The sequence below is a fragment of the Dyadobacter fanqingshengii genome (assembly GCF_023822005.2).
Classification (GTDB): Bacteria; Bacteroidota; Bacteroidia; order Cytophagales; family Spirosomataceae; genus Dyadobacter; species Dyadobacter fanqingshengii.
Window position 1 is genome coordinate 4,604,818 of the sequence record NZ_CP098806.1, and the last position, 16,040, is coordinate 4,620,857.

The window sequence follows — 16,040 nt, forward strand, 5'->3', positions numbered from 1 at the left end:
AAACTATTAAATATCTGAGCCGCCCGAAGAATTAGCCAACGCTTTTTCCTCCGCAATCTTCTCTCTTTCCACTTTCCCTGCAACCAGGATACTCAATTCATAAAGCAGGAACAAAGGAATAGCGACGATAACCTGGCTGTAAATGTCCGGCGAAGGCGTAATTACCGCGGCTACGATCAGGATGACAATCATGGCGTGTTTCCTGTATTCCCGCATAAATGCAGGCGTCAGGACTCCTACTTTCGCAAGCACATAAACCACAATAGGAAGCTGAAATGCGATTCCACAGGCCAGTGTCAATGTTGCAACCAATGAAATATAGGAAGACAAACTGAATTCATTAATAATGGATGGATCCAGCGTAAAATTGGCTAAAAAGTTGATTGCCAACGGAGTTACAATGTAGTAACCAAAGAAAACGCCGGAGAAGAAAAGGAATGTCACATAAAAAACCGCTCCCCTGGCCGATTTCCGCTCCGATGGCTTCAAGCCAGGCTTAATAAATCGCCAAACTTCCCAGAATGCATAAGGAAACGCAAATACCAAACCCGCGATAACGGAAGACGTCATACTCATGGTAAACTGGTCACCCACCCCGATCGCCTGCAACTTGAAGTTCAACGCTTTGATACACAAATCATCATACTGGACTTTATCTGCAAGTTGACATAACATCCGGTAAGTCCAGAAATCGGGCTGTGAAGGCGCTATGATCACATAATGATAAATTTCTTTAATGTAAACAAAAGCCAGAATTGCAAAAACAAGAATAGATCCACCTGCCCGAATCACATGCCATCTTAATTCTTCCAGATGCCCTATAAACGACATCTCTTTGCCAACTTCTTCTTCTTCGCTTTCTAATTCCTGGTCTAAGGGCATATTCTTATATTATTACTAAAATTCTATTTACGTAAAAAAGCAAAAACAAGATTGGTTTGAGATTCTAAAAGCCGAATTTACTTAAAAAACCCGTCGAAATAATCCGGCGGGTTTTTTTTAAACTGCTTTATGACTGATTAATCCATTACAAAAGGATAGTCATTCTCTACATAAACATCGGTGTAAGCCTCTTTCGGATCCGGGAATTCCGAATCTTCCGCAAACTGAACCGATTCGGCAACAATCTCTTTCACTTTTTTATCGATGTTTTCCAGATCTTCTTCTGATGCCAGCTTGTTTTCCAAAATCACTGCACGGATCTGCTCAATCGGATCGCGGTGTTTGTATTCTTCCACTTCTTCCTTAGAACGATATTTCTGCGGATCAGACATCGAGTGGCCTCTGTAACGGTAAGTCCTGAATTCCAGGAATGTAGGTCCTTCACCGCTCCTTGCACGCTCGGCTGCTCTGCCCACGGCTTCATGAATGGCCTCAACGCTCATCCCATCCACAGGTTCGGATGGAATGTCATAGGCTTCACCCAATGTGTAAAGCTCCGTAACATTGGAAGACCTTGCAACCGAAGTTCCCATGGCATATCCATTGTTTTCAACAACGAAAATAACAGGTAATTTCCAGCTCATGGCCATATTCAATGCTTCGTGAAAAGCACCCTGACGAATTGCACCATCACCAAAATAGCAAATACAAAGGTTTCCGGTTTTGTTATATTTCTCAGCAAAAGCGATTCCAGCTCCCAAAGGGATTTGCGCACCAACGATTCCATGACCGCCTACAAAGCCTTTTTCCTTATCGAAAATGTGCATCGACCCACCTTTTCCCTTGGTTGTTCCGGTCTTTTTTCCATAAAGTTCAGCCATGATCGCGTTAGGAGATGTTCCTAATGCAAGCGGAATGCCGTGGTCGCGGTAAGCGGTAATGTATTTGTCGCCTTCTTTCAGCGCAGTAACGGCTCCCGAAGAGCAAGCTTCCTGGCCGATATACAAGTGACAAAATCCTCTGATTTTTTGCTGACCGTATAATTGGCCGGCTTTTTCTTCAAAACGACGCTGTAAAAGCATATTCTCGAACCAGAACATGTATTGCTCTGTCGGATGCTGTAATTTCTTTGGGTCTGATTTTTTCTTTTTTTCAGTAACGGTGGCCATGTATTTGGTTCTCGTTTATAAAGACAGAACTTTGTCTTAAAGTTTGAGGTTTGAACAGAGTCTGTTTTTGCCGTACTCACGCATTAGATTTGCGAAAATAAGCATAAACTAAATAACAAAGAAGTTCATGTGGCTAGAAAAGCTCCATCTTACATACTTTAAAAGCTATGAAGAGAAAGCCTTCACCTTTGGGGAACATGTAAATTGTTTGGTTGGGGAGAATGGAAGTGGAAAAACGAACCTTTTGGATGCCATTTATTTTCTGAGTCTTACCAAAAGCGCCTTTCATAACCAGGATGCGCTCGGCATTCGGCATACGGCTGATTTCTTTGTTCTGGACGGCATTTTTAAAGATTCAAGCAGAAATACGCAGATTACATGCAGCATGCAGCGCGGCCAGCGCAAGATTTTCATGGCCGATAAAAAGAACTACGACCGGCTAAGCGATCACATCGGCCTTTTTCCGCTGGTTTTGATTGCACCCAATGATACAGACCTGATCCGCGACGGCAGCGAGGAGCGCAGGCGCTTCTTCGATGGTGTTTTAGCGCAAGCCGCTCCGGGTTATCTCACCGACTTCCTTCAATATAATAAGATCCTAAGCCAGCGAAATGGCCTTTTGAAGCATTTTGCGGAACGTAATTATGTGGATGAGGACTTATTGGAAACCTATAATGAGCCGCTGATCATCCTTTCCCTGCGCATTTATCATCACCGCAGCACATTCATGAGCCGGTTTGTGCCATTGTTTTATAAAAATTACGATTTCCTCAGCAGCGGCCACGAACAAGTGGACGTCATTTACGAAAGCGAAGTCGCCAGCAAGGACTTTCCGGCGGAGTTCCGCAAGAACCGGGCGCGTGACTTACATGCACAACGGACGGGAAAAGGCATTCACAAAGACGAATACACCTTTGAAATCGACGGAGTCACGCTCAAAAAATTCGGATCACAAGGCCAGCAGAAGTCATTTCTGATCGCATTGAAGCTGGCGCAGTTTGAATTATTAAAAGAAGAAAAAGAAAAAACGCCCATCCTGTTACTGGACGACATTTTCGACAAACTCGACGACCGCCGCATCCAAAAACTCATAGAATTAATCGACACAGGCTTCCTCGGCCAAGTTTTCATCACCGACGCAAGGCCAGAACGTTCTCAGAAGATTTTAGAGAATGTGAAAGCGGATGTAAGGTTTTTTGAGATTGAGAAGATCAAATTGACAGAGTAAGCAAGCCGGGCCGGTCACTCTGTCAATCAGCTTGTTTTAAACGTATTTCACATCCAGCTCCTTCGCCTCGGCGACAAACTCCTTCACTTTCTGCTCATCTTCTTTTTTACAAATGAGCAAAACGCCGTCGTATTCTGCGACGATGAAGCCGTCGAGGCCGTTGACAACCACCAATTTATCCATTGGAGTTTTGATGATCGAATTCGTTGTGTTATGCAGGATCAGATTGCCGTCCGTTACATTCAGGTTGGCATCTTTTTCTGAAACTTCGTAAAGTGATTTCCAGGTTCCCAAATCCGACCAGCCGAAGTTACTAAGTACAACGTGCACATTATCAGCCTTTTCCATAATTCCGTTATCAATGGAAATGCTGCCGCAATGTTGATATGCCCTTTGAACGAAACCATCTTCTGTTTCCAGGTAATAATGGTTTTCCCCTCCTTCAAAAATCTCAGCAATGTTGGGTTGAAACTTTTTCAGTGCCTTTTTGAATGCATTGATATTCCAAACAAAAATCCCCGCATTCCAAACAAAATCCCCGCTATCTAGAAATTTGATCGCTAGTTCAAGATGCGGTTTTTCGGTGAAAGACTTCACTTTCTTAACCGTCAGCTTGTCGGGAATGTATTGAATGTAACCATATCCCGTGTCCGGGCGGCTTGGCTGAATGCCCAGGGTCACCAGAATATCCTCATTACGCGTTGCGCCCAAAGCAATGTTAATGGTGTCACGGAAGTTCTCTTCCTTTAATATAATATGGTCCGCAGGAGCCACAACCACATTCGCATTCGGATTTTTGGCAGCGATCTTGTAACAGGCATAGGCAATGCAAGGTGCTGTATTACGACGGTTCGGCTCCAAAAGGATCTGATCGTCCGTCAAAGCCGGGATCTGCTCCTTAACAATATCCTTATATTCCTGACTGGTAACAATATAGATATTCTCGATCGGGCAAACGCCGTCGAAGCGCTCAACTGTCTGCTGTAAAAGTGTTTTACCGGTTCCCAACACATCGTGAAACTGTTTAGGGAAGTCCGTTCTGCTGAAAGGCCAAAACCTCGTACCAACTCCACCGGCCATTATAATAACATAAGAATCCTGCATTGTGAAAGGTAATTTTATTTATCCACACTATGAAAACTACCCAAAGCTAACTATAAACAAGCAGTTATGACCAATCACAATGAATCAATGCGTCAAGAAAATGCGTCTGGGCGCATTTTACGGGATAAATCGAAACCGGATACGCGAGGACAAAAGCGTGTAAGCCATCTTTATCACCGCGTGTAAAATGGTAATAAAGTATAATTTTGAAATGATTCAAAGAAAAAATAGTATAATAATGCTATGTGATAATGCATTATTATTTTAACTTGCTAAGACAACATCAACCCATTAAAACTATGAACCATTACTCTACCATTTTAAAATTGTGCCCTCTGATTCTGCTGCTAATGATGCTCTCGACAGCATATGGGCAGATTACGATCGAAGGCAAGGTCACAGAGTCTACAACTGCCGAACCGCTTGCCGGTGTAAGCATTCAGGTAAAGGGGAAAGTAATCGGGACCATCACAGATAACAAAGGAGCATTCAACCTCACAACTACATCAAATCCGCCTTTTGCATTAATCGTTTCCTCTGTTGGTTTTCAAACTCAGGAGATAGCCGTGACGGGCGGCATGTCCAAACTGGACATTAAGCTGGCCGAGCAAGTTGTTCTGGGTCAGGAGATCATCGTTTCGGCTTCCAGAGTTGAAGAAAGTGTGATGAAATCGCCCGTTGCGATTGAGAAAATGGACATCAGGAATATCCGGGAAACGCCGTCGGCGAACTTTTACGATGCCCTGGCCAATCTGAAAGGCATTGATATGACCACACAGGGTGTCTTGTTTAAATCCGTGAATATGCGTGGATTTGGCAGCACGGGCAATCCTAGGACTGTCCAAATGATCGACGGGATGGATAACCAGGCTCCGGGATTGAATTTTCCATTGGATAATATCATCGGCATGTCTGAGCTGGATGTTGAAAATGTGGAAGTTTTGCCAGGCGCAGCCTCGGCGCTTTACGGGCCTAACGCGATCAATGGTCTGATCCTCATGAATAGTAAAAGCCCTTTTTTATATCAGGGATTAAGCGCCAATGTGAAATCGGGTGTGATGCACGAATCCAACCGCTCCAAAGCAACAACGCCGTTTATCGACGGGACCATTCGTTATGCCAAAGCATTCAATAACAAAGTGGCTTTCAAAGTAAATCTGTCTTACATTACTGCAAAAGACTGGGAAGCAACGAATTACAACAACTTGAATGTGGGCGGAACTTCCGATCCCAGGCGTGGTGCAGGAACAGATAATGATTATGACGGTGTGAATGTTTACGGAGATGAAGTCCAGACCAACATTAATGCGGTTGCGGGCACATTGGCCGCCAATGGTTTGATCCCGCAAGCTGCCGTGGCGCTCGTTCCGAATACATTTGTGAGCCGCACGGGTTATCAAGAAAAGGACATTGTCGATTATAATACCAAAAGTTTCAAAGCCAACGCGGCGCTTCATTACCGGATCAACGAAAAAATTGAGGCCATTGCACAGGTTAATTATGGTTATGGAACAACGGTTTACACAGGAACAGGCCGTTATTCGCTCCGTGACTTCAATCTGACGCAAGCCAAGCTCGAATTAAAAGCAGATAATTTCACCGTACGGGCATACACCACCCAGGAGCGCTCTGGGAAATCCTACCTGGCCGGGCTAGCCGCCGTTTCCATGCTAAACGATTTCAAGCCGCATGCCACGTGGTTTGGCGAATATGTAGGCGCATTTGCAACCGCTCGTGGCGCAGGAATGCCCGAAGATCAGGCGCATTTGGCGGCGCGGGGCGTGGCGGATAAAGGCATGCCTATGCCTGGAACTGCCGCATATGATCAGTTATTGGATAAATACAGAAATCTGGCAATTGTGAATGGTGGGGGCGGTTTCGCAGACAAAACCAATCTCTACCATATCGAAGGATTTTATAATTTCAAAAATCAGATCAAATTTGTAGAGCTGCTGGCCGGGGCCAATTATCGGCTTTACGAGCTGAGATCCGCAGGGACTTTATTTGCAGACACCAAAGAAGGCCGCGATGGCAAAATCCCCATCTCAGAATTCGGTGCATTTTTACAGGCCGGAAAAACCATTTTGAATGATCATTTGAAATTAACCGGCTCCATTCGTTATGACAAAAACGAAAATTTCGACGGACAATTTACACCCAGGATTTCTGCGGTAACCACATTCGGCGAACACAACATTCGCCTGTCTTACCAAACCGGCTTCCGCATTCCAACCACCCAAAACCAGTACATTGATCTCAGAACCCCATCGGGAACATTGATCGGTGGCTTGCCGGAATTCGATTCCAGGTATAATCTTTCCAGCGGGATTTTACGACAAAATCTTTCAGAAGATGCTATTATGCAAGTAATTGCGAGCGATCCGAGCATTGTGCAGAATGCCACAAATTATGCAAAAGCAGCAGTAACCCAGCAAGCCACCACTGCCATCACTGCCGCGGTAACGGCCCAGGTAACGACGGCTGTGAACCAGGGCGTTGCTTCCGGAACCGTCCCAAATTCGCCAGGCGCCATCCAGGCAGCGATCACAGCGGGCGTAAACCAGGCTTTGCCGGGCGTTCTTTCTGCCCAGCTGCCGGGAATTCTGGCCGCGCAGGTTCCGGGTTTAGTGCCTAATCTGGCCAAGGCTTATGCTTTGGCAAAATTGCCCAAATACAAACCGGTAAAACTGAAACCAGAACGCATTGCTTCTTATGAGATTGGTTATAAAGCAGTTATTGCTAAAAAACTTTTCGTTGATGCCTATTACTACATTAGCAAATACAAAAATTTCATCGGTGGAACAGTGATTGTCGTGCCGACAGCCGCAGCTGCTCCCGGTCTGCCTATCGAATCGGGCATTGGTGTTGGGAATTTCAATGGTTATTCCAGAACGGTGAACACTACGGAGACCATTACTACAAGAGGGTTTGCGATTGGACTGACTTATGCGTTGCCAAAAGGATTTAACATTGGAGGAAATGTTGCCAATAACGAGCTGAATGATTTTAAACCGTCGCCGGAAGTTCAGTATTCGCAGTTTAACACGCCGAAATATCGTTATAACCTCACATTTGGCAGAAGAATTACGAGCAACAACTCGGTTGGATTTAACATTGCCTACAAATATCAGCAGGCGTTCTTGTGGGAATCAAGCTTTGTGTTGCCGACAACAACGGACGTGCCGGTTTTCTCAAACACGCGTGTGCCTTCGGTGAGCGTACTTGATGCGCAGGTGAGTTACAAGGTCAACGCATTGAAATCCATCATCAAACTGGGCGGCACCAATTTGTTTGGCAAATCATACATACAGGCTTATGGAAGTCCGAATGTGGGTTCCACTTATTATGTTTCTATCACATTTGATGAATTACTGAACTAGAAGCTGGCTTACTTTTCGCCGTAAGCCAAATCACCAGCATCGCCAAGTCCGGGCACAATGTACCAGTGCTCATTGAGTTTCTGATCGACTGCGCCTAGCCATAACCGGCAGTGCGGAATGCGTTTTTGAAGATAATCGACGCCTTCGGGACTTGCAATGACGGAGGCAATGTGGGTTTGCGCGGGGATTCCGAAGCGGAGCAAAGCATGATAAACTTTCTCCATGGAACGCCCTGTCGCAAGCATTGGATCTATTAATATTAGTATTTTCCCGGTAAGGTCCGGGCTGGTAATGTAGTCCATCTCAACCTCAAACTCCTCTTCCGCATTGATATGATGACCCCGGTAAGCGCCGATAAATGCATTATCCGCCTTATCAAACATATTTAAAAAGCCCTCGTGCAATGGCAGTCCGGCACGTAAAATCGTGGCCAGAACCACGGGTTGCAACAATGTTCGGGAAGAAGCCTGTCCTAGTGGCGTCTCAACTTGCTCTGTTTTAAATGTGAGCGTTTTGGAAAGTTCGTAAGCCAGCAACTCTCCCACCCGTTCCAGATTTCTGCGGAACCGCATCCTGTCTTTCTGCAAATTTACGTCACGCAATTCGGCCAGATAATGATCGGCGATAGAAGGTTTTTGGGAAAGTAAAAACATAGTTCGGACAGTTTTTTAAACTACTCCATGCAAGATAATACAAATTCATTGACGTAATTTGGAAGAGTTATTTGAAAAATAATCCGCAAACGGTGAATTGTGTGAACAGTAGATTTTTTTTGCCTATGGATCAAGGAATTATCCGGCTTTTCAAAATATTGATTTTACCACTGATATCCCTGTCATACGTACATGCACAAAGCTCCTTTGTTCCTTTCAATGACGATTATTACCATTTAATTGATCGTTTAGAGATCAAAAGGGGCAAATTCACAGAAGGTTTTCACGCCAACGTCAAGCCCTTCGAACGAAAAGCCGTGGTCTCGTTAACCGATTCCATATTAAAGGAAGGAACTATAACTCTGACGGAACGCGATTGGGAAACAATCGATTATTTGCGGGAAGATAGCTGGGAATGGACAAAAGGAATGATCGCTACGGATTCGCTGAAATATGACAAGCTGGCCAGATTAGGCCTTTTTAAAGATCCGCCTCCGGGCCAGAAACGCAAGTTCTTCCATCATCCCGCCGACCTTTTCAGCATTCACAACAAAGATTTCGACCTGCATTTTAATTTTACTACAACGAACTTTATAGGCGGCGATAACAGCTACGGCAAAAACTTCGGTACACGCATTGATTCAACTCCATCACAATTATGGGGAACGAGCCGGGGCGTTGAGATCAGGGGAATGATCAATGAAAAGCTTGGATTCTATACGTACGTTACGGATAGCCAGGGCCGTTATCCCCGCTATATGAATGATTTTAAGCACTCGGAATATGGCTTTCCTGGCGAAGGACTTGCCAAGACAACCCGCAACAACGGCATTGACTTTCTGACAGCACGGGGTTACATTACTTTTAGGCCCTTGAAGAGCATTAATGTGAAATTTGGCCACGACCACAACGTTTTCGGCAGCGGTTACCGGTCACTTATTTTATCAGATAACAGCAGTCCATATCTTTTTTTAAGACTTGATACACAGCTTGGTAAGTTTCATTATACCAATCTTTACACAAGCATGATCAATTCCCATAAGGATGCCAAGGACGGATTGCTGAGAGGTAAAAAATTTGCGGCCATTCACCATTTAAGCGTTAATCTGACGGACAAGATTAACATAGGCGTATTTGAGGCAGAGGTTTTTAACCGCGATTCTGTGGGCGGAGGTTATGACCTGAATTATCTTAACCCGATCATTTTTTACCGTTATGTAGAATCTTACCTTGGAAGCCAGGACAATGCGCTTTTGGGTTTCGATTTTCGCTGGCTGGTTGCCAATAAGGCTTCCATTTACAGCCAGTTTGTGCTCGATGAGTTTTTGACAAAATTCCTTTTTAATGGCAGCGGTTCCTGGACGAATAAATACAGTTTTCAGCTTGGCGGAAAATATGTGGATGCTTTCGGTGTGCCTAATTTGGATTTGCAGGCAGAGTATAATGTTGTACGTCCCTACACTTATTCACATAAGGACGGGGGCGCCAATTACGTGCATTATGGACAATCATTGACGCACCCGTTAGGCGCAAATTTCCGTGAATATCTGGGTATAATCCGCTATAAGGCCACTTCGCGCCTTTCTTTTTACGGAACGATCATGATGGCAAATCAAGGCCGTGATCCGAGTAACAATAAAAATATGAGCTATGGGGGCGACATTACCAAAAGCTATGAGAACCGCAATGTAGACCGTGACGGCGATCTCAACCAGAAGATCGGCCAGGGCATTAAAGCGTCCACTGCTTACACGGACTTGCGGGCAAGCTATTCGCTGGCGCACAATTTATTTATTGATGGCCGTTTTCTCCAAAGAAGAATTAATTCTCCCGACGAATCAATAGCCGCCAAATCAACGGTTTGGTCTCTGGCACTGCGCTATAACATGGCTTTCCGCCAGCAGACTTACTAGTAATCAACGACTTCCTTTATTTTTACACTGATAAATTTTATCAAAAACCATACGTAATATGGAAACCAACCCCCATGAATTGCGCGACCTGATCCGGCTTGCCTTGCTGGAAGACATTGGAGACGGCGATCATTCTTCCCTTTCCTGCGTGCCCGAAAATGCGACCAAGCGCGCACAGTTGCTCGTCAAGCAGGACGGAATTTTGGCGGGCGTTGAAGTTGCCCAGATCATTTTTGATGAGACTGCCGCTGCATATAATTATCCCCCCCTAAAAATAAATGTGTTACTTCTTGACGGAACCTACGTCAAAAGCAAGGATGTGGTATTTACGGTTGAAGGGAATGCAAGACTGATCCTGAAAGCTGAACGGCTGGTTCTCAACACAATGCAACGCATGAGCGGCATTGCAACCTACGCCCGCCAGATGTCAGATCTGATCAAAGATTTACCTGTAAAGCTGCTTGACACGAGAAAAACGACACCCAATTTTCGGGTTTTTGAAAAATTGGCTGTAAAAATCGGCGGCGCGGTCAACCACCGAATGGGCTTGTACGACATGATTATGCTGAAAGACAATCATGTAGACTATGCAGGCGGCATTGAACCGGCCATTTTGCGCGCAAGTGCGTACAGGGAGAAATTGGGTAAAAACCTGAAAATTGAAATTGAGACCAGAAATCTCGAAGAAGTCGACGAAGTGCTGCGTGTGGGGAAGGTCGACATTATTATGCTGGATAATTTTTCACTCGAAAATCTGCGTGAAGCCGTAAAACGCATTGGCGGACGGTATGAAACGGAGGCTTCGGGAAATATTACGGAAAAAACGTTGCGTGCTGTTGCAGAAACCGGGATTGACGGAATTTCCAGCGGTGCATTAACACACCAGGCAAGGAGCCTGGATTTGAGTTTAAAAGCCTTTTAACCTTTCACCAAAACCTAAAAGCGTATGATTAAACAAAATACATTAACATACGCTTTTAACTTGAAAATCCCGGGCCGGGCGGTTCTGCTGTGTGTTGTCCTCGCGCTCATTTTTTTATTTAGTACAAAAACCCTCTCCGCTCAGGAGCCGCCGCGCAGGGAAATAGACATTGACCCCTTCATCCAAAATCTGATCGCCGACCCATCAGAAGAAGTCGATTACAGCGAACTCTACGAATCGCTTTTTGCATTATATGCCGATCCGCTGGACATTAACAAGGCTACGCGTGATGAATTGGCGGCCTTAATGCTTCTTTCAGAAACACAGCTAAATTCCTTTTTAAAATACCGCGAGCAGCTCGGCCCGCTCATTTCTCTTTACGAGTTACAGGCAGTTCCGGACTTCGATCTGGCTACGATTTACCGTTTACTGCCCTTTGTGACTGTGCATTCAAGAACATTATCACTAGCCGAGTCGCTCAAAAATCCTTCGCAACATTTCCTGATCGTTCGCTCGGGCAAATTACTGGAAAAACAAAAAGGCTTCCTGCCAGCCGATTCCGGCTCCAATGCCTCGCGATATAACGGAAAACCGCTTTACGGATATCTGAAATACAGAAATTCCCGCGCTGGTATTTACAGTTACGGCTTTGCAATGGAAAAAGACGCAGGCGAAAAATGGTGGCACTGGAATGCAAAACGGCAGATCCTGGGGGCAGACTTCTCTTCATTTCATGCCCAGATCATGAATCAGGGCAGGATCAAAAACCTGATCATTGGCGATTATCAGATGCAGGCCGGACAAGGATTGGTTATGGCGGCCGGCTTTTCCTTAGGCAAAGGCGCAGAGGTCATAAGCTCCACATATAGAAGCACATTGGGTTTGAAACCTTACACTTCCGTTCAGGAATCCAACTTTTTCCGGGGAGTTGCAGCGACGTTTTCATTATCAAAGCATTTCGAACTCACTACTTTTTATTCTTATGCCAAACGGGATGCAACAGTAAATGACGCGGAAGACAAGAATCCGCAAATCGCCAGTTCCTTACCAGTAACCGGCTATCACAGAACCGCTAGCGAGCGGGAAAAGCATAATAACCTTCCGGAGCAAAATGTCGGCATACATTTGCTCTTCAAATTACCGTCCAAAGCAGGCCAAATTGGCTTTACAATGTTGAACACGTCCTATGACATTAAATTACAAAAGCGAAATGCGGCTTACAATCGCTATGAATTCGTTGGAAAGCACAATCTGGTTGCCGGCCTGCATGCTGATTACCGATGGCAGAATGTGCATTTTTTCGGCGAAACGGCCCGGTCGAAAAGCGGTGGTCTTGGAGCCATTGCCGGGCTGATAGCAGCACTAGGTAAAAAGTTCGATATCAGCTTGTTAGGCCGACATTATGATCGTGATTTTCATACATTTTATGGAAATGCCATTGCTGAGGCAACGCGGCCAATCAATGAAACGGGCGGTTATGCAGGCTTTCGTTACGCGCCTAACCGGCGCTGGAAATTAAGTGCTTATTATGATTATTTCAAATTTCCCTGGCTGAAATACCTGGTAGACGCGCCATCGAAAGGCTATGACTGTTATTTCCACGTGCTTTGGAAACCTAACAAGCGCTTTAATGCCTATGCCTTATATCACCAAAAGAAAAAGCAACGCAATGCCCCCGCAGATGAAGGCGAAGAAGGACTTGTTTCTACAGTCCGCAAAACGGCTACGATTCATGTAGAATATGAAGAACCGCTTCGGTTTGCACTTAAAACACGCTTGCAAAGCGGCAATCTGGCTTACTTAAAAATCTCAAAATCAAACGGTTTTACAGTTTTACAAGACATTAGCTGGCAATTCCCCAGGCTGGAACTGAGTGCGCGCGTGGCCTATTTCAAAACCGATGACTATGACAGCCGCCAATATGTTTACGAAAAAGATATGCTTTACGCCTTTTCCATTCCGGCTTATTACGACGCCGGAACACGGCATTATCTCATGGCCCGTTACGCGGTTTCAAAAAATATGAAGCTGTGGCTCAGGTGGTCGCAGACGCGCTATGCGAATCTCGATAAAATCAGTTCCGGCCTCAATGAAATCCAGGGCGACAAACGCAGCGAGTTGAAGGCCCAGGTTATGTATCAGTTTTAATCAAATGTTTTTGAATGCCCGTAATTAATCCCAAAATTTGACCTCTTTTTCAAGATCCAATGCAAGACAACAAACTAGAAGCACTAAAAAAATATTTTGGTTACGACTCCTTCCGACCGCAGCAAGCCGAAATCATTGACACCGTAATGGCAGGCAATGACTGCCTGGTCCTCATGCCCACGGGCGGTGGAAAATCCGTTTGCTTTCAAATTCCCGCCATACTCAAAGACGGCCTGACAGTCGTCATTTCACCATTGATCGCATTGATGAAGGATCAGGTGGAAGCGTTGCGTGGTAATGGTGTCAATGCTGCTTTTCTAAATTCTTCACTATCCGGCTCCGAGCAGGATAGTGTCATGTGGCAAGCCAAAATCGGCGAACTTAAATTGCTATACATTGCTCCCGAGCGGCTTTTTTCGGGAAATACATTTGAATTCCTGCGCGAATGGAATGTGAAATTATTTGCTGTGGATGAATCGCATTGTATTTCTTCCTGGGGCCACGATTTCCGTCCGGAATATCGATCGCTGAATACATTGAAATTGCGTTTCCCGGACGTTCCCGTGATTGCATTAACCGCCACCGCCGACCGGGTGACAAGGCGGGATATCCTGAAACAGCTGAACATTGAATCCGCACAAACATTCATTGCCAGCTTCGACCGACCTAACCTGAACCTGAGCGTGCTTCCGGGCAGAAAGCGGATGCAGCAGATTCAGGAATTTTTGAAAAAACACGAAGGACAAGCAGGCATCATTTACTGTCTGAGCCGGAAAGGAACCGAAACCGTGGCGGCCAGCCTGAAAAACGCTGGCTTCAAAGCGGAATATTATCATGCAGGTTTGGCACCGGATAAGCGTTCGCGCGTTCAGGAGCAGTTTCTCAAAGATGATATTCAGGTGATTGTGGCCACGATTGCCTTCGGAATGGGGATTGACAAATCCAATGTGCGCTGGGTCATTCATTACAATCTGCCTTCGAATGTGGAGAGCTTTTACCAGGAAATCGGACGGGCGGGTCGTGACGGTTCTGCTTCGGATACAGTCCTTTTTTACAGTTTCCTGGACATCATTACCAGGCAGGATATGATCAATAATTCGGATCAGTCGGCTGAGCAGAAGGAGCTTTTGCACGCCAAACTGAACCGGATGAAGCAATATGCGGAAGCGGATATTTGCCGGCGACGCATTTTGCTGAGCTATTTTAATGAAGCCGTAGATTATGACTGCGGCAATTGCGACGTGTGCCGAAATCCAAGAACTCGATTCGACGCCACCGTCATCGCCCAAAAAGCACTTTCCGGGATCGCGAGAACCGATCAGAAAGTGGCGATGGGGATGCTGATTGATATTTTAAGAGGTAGCCGCAATCGCAACATTCTGCAACACGGCTATGACAGGCTTCCCACTTTCGGTGTGGGTAACGAGCTTCGCGGAGAAGAATGGGCCGAATATATCGGCCAGCTGCTCAACTCCGGCGTCATGGACATTGCCTACGACGAAGCACATTCATTTAAGTTGAATCCGGTTAGCAAGCAGGTTTTGAAGGGTGAGCGAAAAGTCGAGCTGGTGAAATTCATTCCAATATCCGAGCGGAAGGCCAAAGAAGAAGAACTTGTTCCAAAGGAAAAACCAAAACAGGAGATCATCCGCGATGCATTGTTTGAAAGGCTGCGCATTTTGAGAAAACAAATGGCCGACGCGCTGGGCGTGCCGCCGTATGTGGTTTTTAGTGACGCGACTCTTTCGGAAATGGCTCAGAAAAAACCTATTTCCGAGGCGCAGATGAAGGCTGTTTCAGGGATTGGTGCGGAGAAATTCCGCCGTTATGGAGAAACTTTCATCAATGAAATTCTTGCCTTTGCCAGAGAAAATACCAAACCCGGAACCCGTGTGGTAAAAGGCATGACTTACGTGGAAACACTGGATTTGTACAAAGAAGGTTACTCTTTAAAAATAATTGCAGAAAAACGTGATCTTAGCACAGTCACTATTATTTCACATTTGATCAAGCTAAAAGAAGATGGCCACGACATTGACCTTCGCGGACTCATTGATAATCAAGCTTATAATACAATAACGCAGGCGGCATCAGAAATTCAGGTAGGCAAGAATGATCCGCTCAAACCACTTTTCGAGCTCCTTAATGAGCAATTTGACTACGGCCAGATCCGGCTCGCACTTGCACTTTTCGAGGAATCACGAAATTAAGTTTTATCTTTACATCATTATAACAATTACGCCATGTCAAGACAAAATATACTATCAGGTTCTCCCTGGGAAGACAAAATGGGATACTGCCGGGCGGTTCGCATTGGCAACATTATAGAAGTAGCCGGCACCGTTGCAATCGTGGATGGAGAAAAAGTGAAGGCCGACGACGCTTTTGCTCAAACTAATAACATTATTGAAAGAATTGAAAAAGTCCTGCAAGAAGCCGGAGCTGGTTTAAGTGATGTTGTTCGGACACGTATTTTTACAACAGATGTGAGCTTGTTTGATGAAATAGCGAGGGCTCATGGCACTTATTTTAGGGATGTCAAGCCAACCACGAGTATTTACGAGATCAGCAAACTTGTTGCTCCTGAATATTTAATAGAGATAGAATTCACGGCGATAGTGCAGTAGCATATTAGAAAAGT

At 45.3% G+C, this 16,040-nt stretch carries 11 protein-coding genes; 7 read left to right on the forward strand and 4 right to left on the reverse strand.

From position 1 onward, the window contains the following. Positions 1-6: 6 nt before the first annotated feature. Positions 7-882 (reverse strand): twin-arginine translocase subunit TatC, encoded by an 876-nt coding sequence (gene tatC / locus NFI81_RS19200; protein WP_234616294.1) that lies wholly within the window; start codon positions 880-882, stop codon positions 7-9. Between the two features lie 137 nt (positions 883-1,019). Continuing rightward, positions 1,020-2,051, reverse strand: coding sequence for a pyruvate dehydrogenase (acetyl-transferring) E1 component subunit alpha (gene pdhA / locus NFI81_RS19205; protein WP_234616293.1), 1,032 nt, complete (start codon positions 2,049-2,051; stop codon positions 1,020-1,022). Between the two features lie 127 nt (positions 2,052-2,178). Here pdhA and recF point away from each other — a divergent pair, with 127 nt between their 5' ends. Beyond that, positions 2,179-3,279: a DNA replication/repair protein RecF gene (recF, locus tag NFI81_RS19210; protein ID WP_234616292.1), complete on the forward strand. Its 1,101-nt coding sequence runs from the start codon at positions 2,179-2,181 to the stop codon at positions 3,277-3,279. 36 nt (positions 3,280-3,315) lie between these two features. Here recF and NFI81_RS19215 read toward each other — a convergent pair whose 3' ends face one another. Further along, positions 3,316-4,383 (reverse strand): mannose-1-phosphate guanylyltransferase, encoded by a 1,068-nt coding sequence (locus tag NFI81_RS19215; RefSeq protein ID WP_234616291.1) that lies wholly within the window; start codon positions 4,381-4,383, stop codon positions 3,316-3,318. Positions 4,384-4,682: 299 nt separating this feature from the next. On the opposite strand from NFI81_RS19215, the gene NFI81_RS19220 reads away from it, so the two are divergent. Beyond that, on the forward strand, positions 4,683-7,763 hold the full coding sequence (locus tag NFI81_RS19220) for a carboxypeptidase-like regulatory domain-containing protein (protein ID WP_234616290.1): 3,081 nt from the start codon (positions 4,683-4,685) through the stop codon (positions 7,761-7,763). Between the two features lie 8 nt (positions 7,764-7,771). On the opposite strand, the gene upp is transcribed toward NFI81_RS19220, so the two are convergent. Continuing rightward, positions 7,772-8,416 carry a uracil phosphoribosyltransferase gene (gene upp, locus NFI81_RS19225; RefSeq protein ID WP_234616289.1) on the reverse strand — a complete coding sequence of 215 codons (645 nt, stop codon included), beginning with the start codon at positions 8,414-8,416 and terminating at the stop codon, positions 7,772-7,774. A 125-nt stretch (positions 8,417-8,541) separates the two neighbouring features. On the opposite strand from upp, the gene NFI81_RS19230 reads away from it, so the two are divergent. Genes NFI81_RS19230 through NFI81_RS19250 form a run of 5 tightly spaced genes read left to right on the forward strand, consistent with a single transcriptional unit; the run spans position 8,542 to position 16,026 of the window. Then, a complete protein-coding gene (locus tag NFI81_RS19230; protein ID WP_234616288.1) occupies positions 8,542-10,329 on the forward strand; it encodes a capsule assembly Wzi family protein in 1,788 nt (595 codons plus the stop codon). A 58-nt stretch (positions 10,330-10,387) separates the two neighbouring features. Then, entirely contained in the window at positions 10,388-11,251 is an 864-nt protein-coding gene (gene nadC / locus NFI81_RS19235) for a carboxylating nicotinate-nucleotide diphosphorylase (protein ID WP_234616287.1), read from the forward strand. 24 nt (positions 11,252-11,275) lie between these two features. After that, entirely contained in the window at positions 11,276-13,399 is a 2,124-nt protein-coding gene (locus NFI81_RS19240) for a helix-hairpin-helix domain-containing protein (protein WP_234616286.1), read from the forward strand. A gap of 59 nt (positions 13,400-13,458) precedes the next feature. After that, entirely contained in the window at positions 13,459-15,609 is a 2,151-nt protein-coding gene (gene recQ / locus NFI81_RS19245; RefSeq protein WP_234616285.1) for a DNA helicase RecQ, read from the forward strand. A gap of 33 nt (positions 15,610-15,642) precedes the next feature. Further along, the gene (locus NFI81_RS19250) at positions 15,643-16,026 is read left to right on the forward strand and encodes a RidA family protein (protein ID WP_234616284.1); all 384 of its coding nucleotides are present in this window, start codon (positions 15,643-15,645) and stop codon (positions 16,024-16,026) included. The last annotated feature ends 14 nt before the right edge of the window (positions 16,027-16,040 follow it).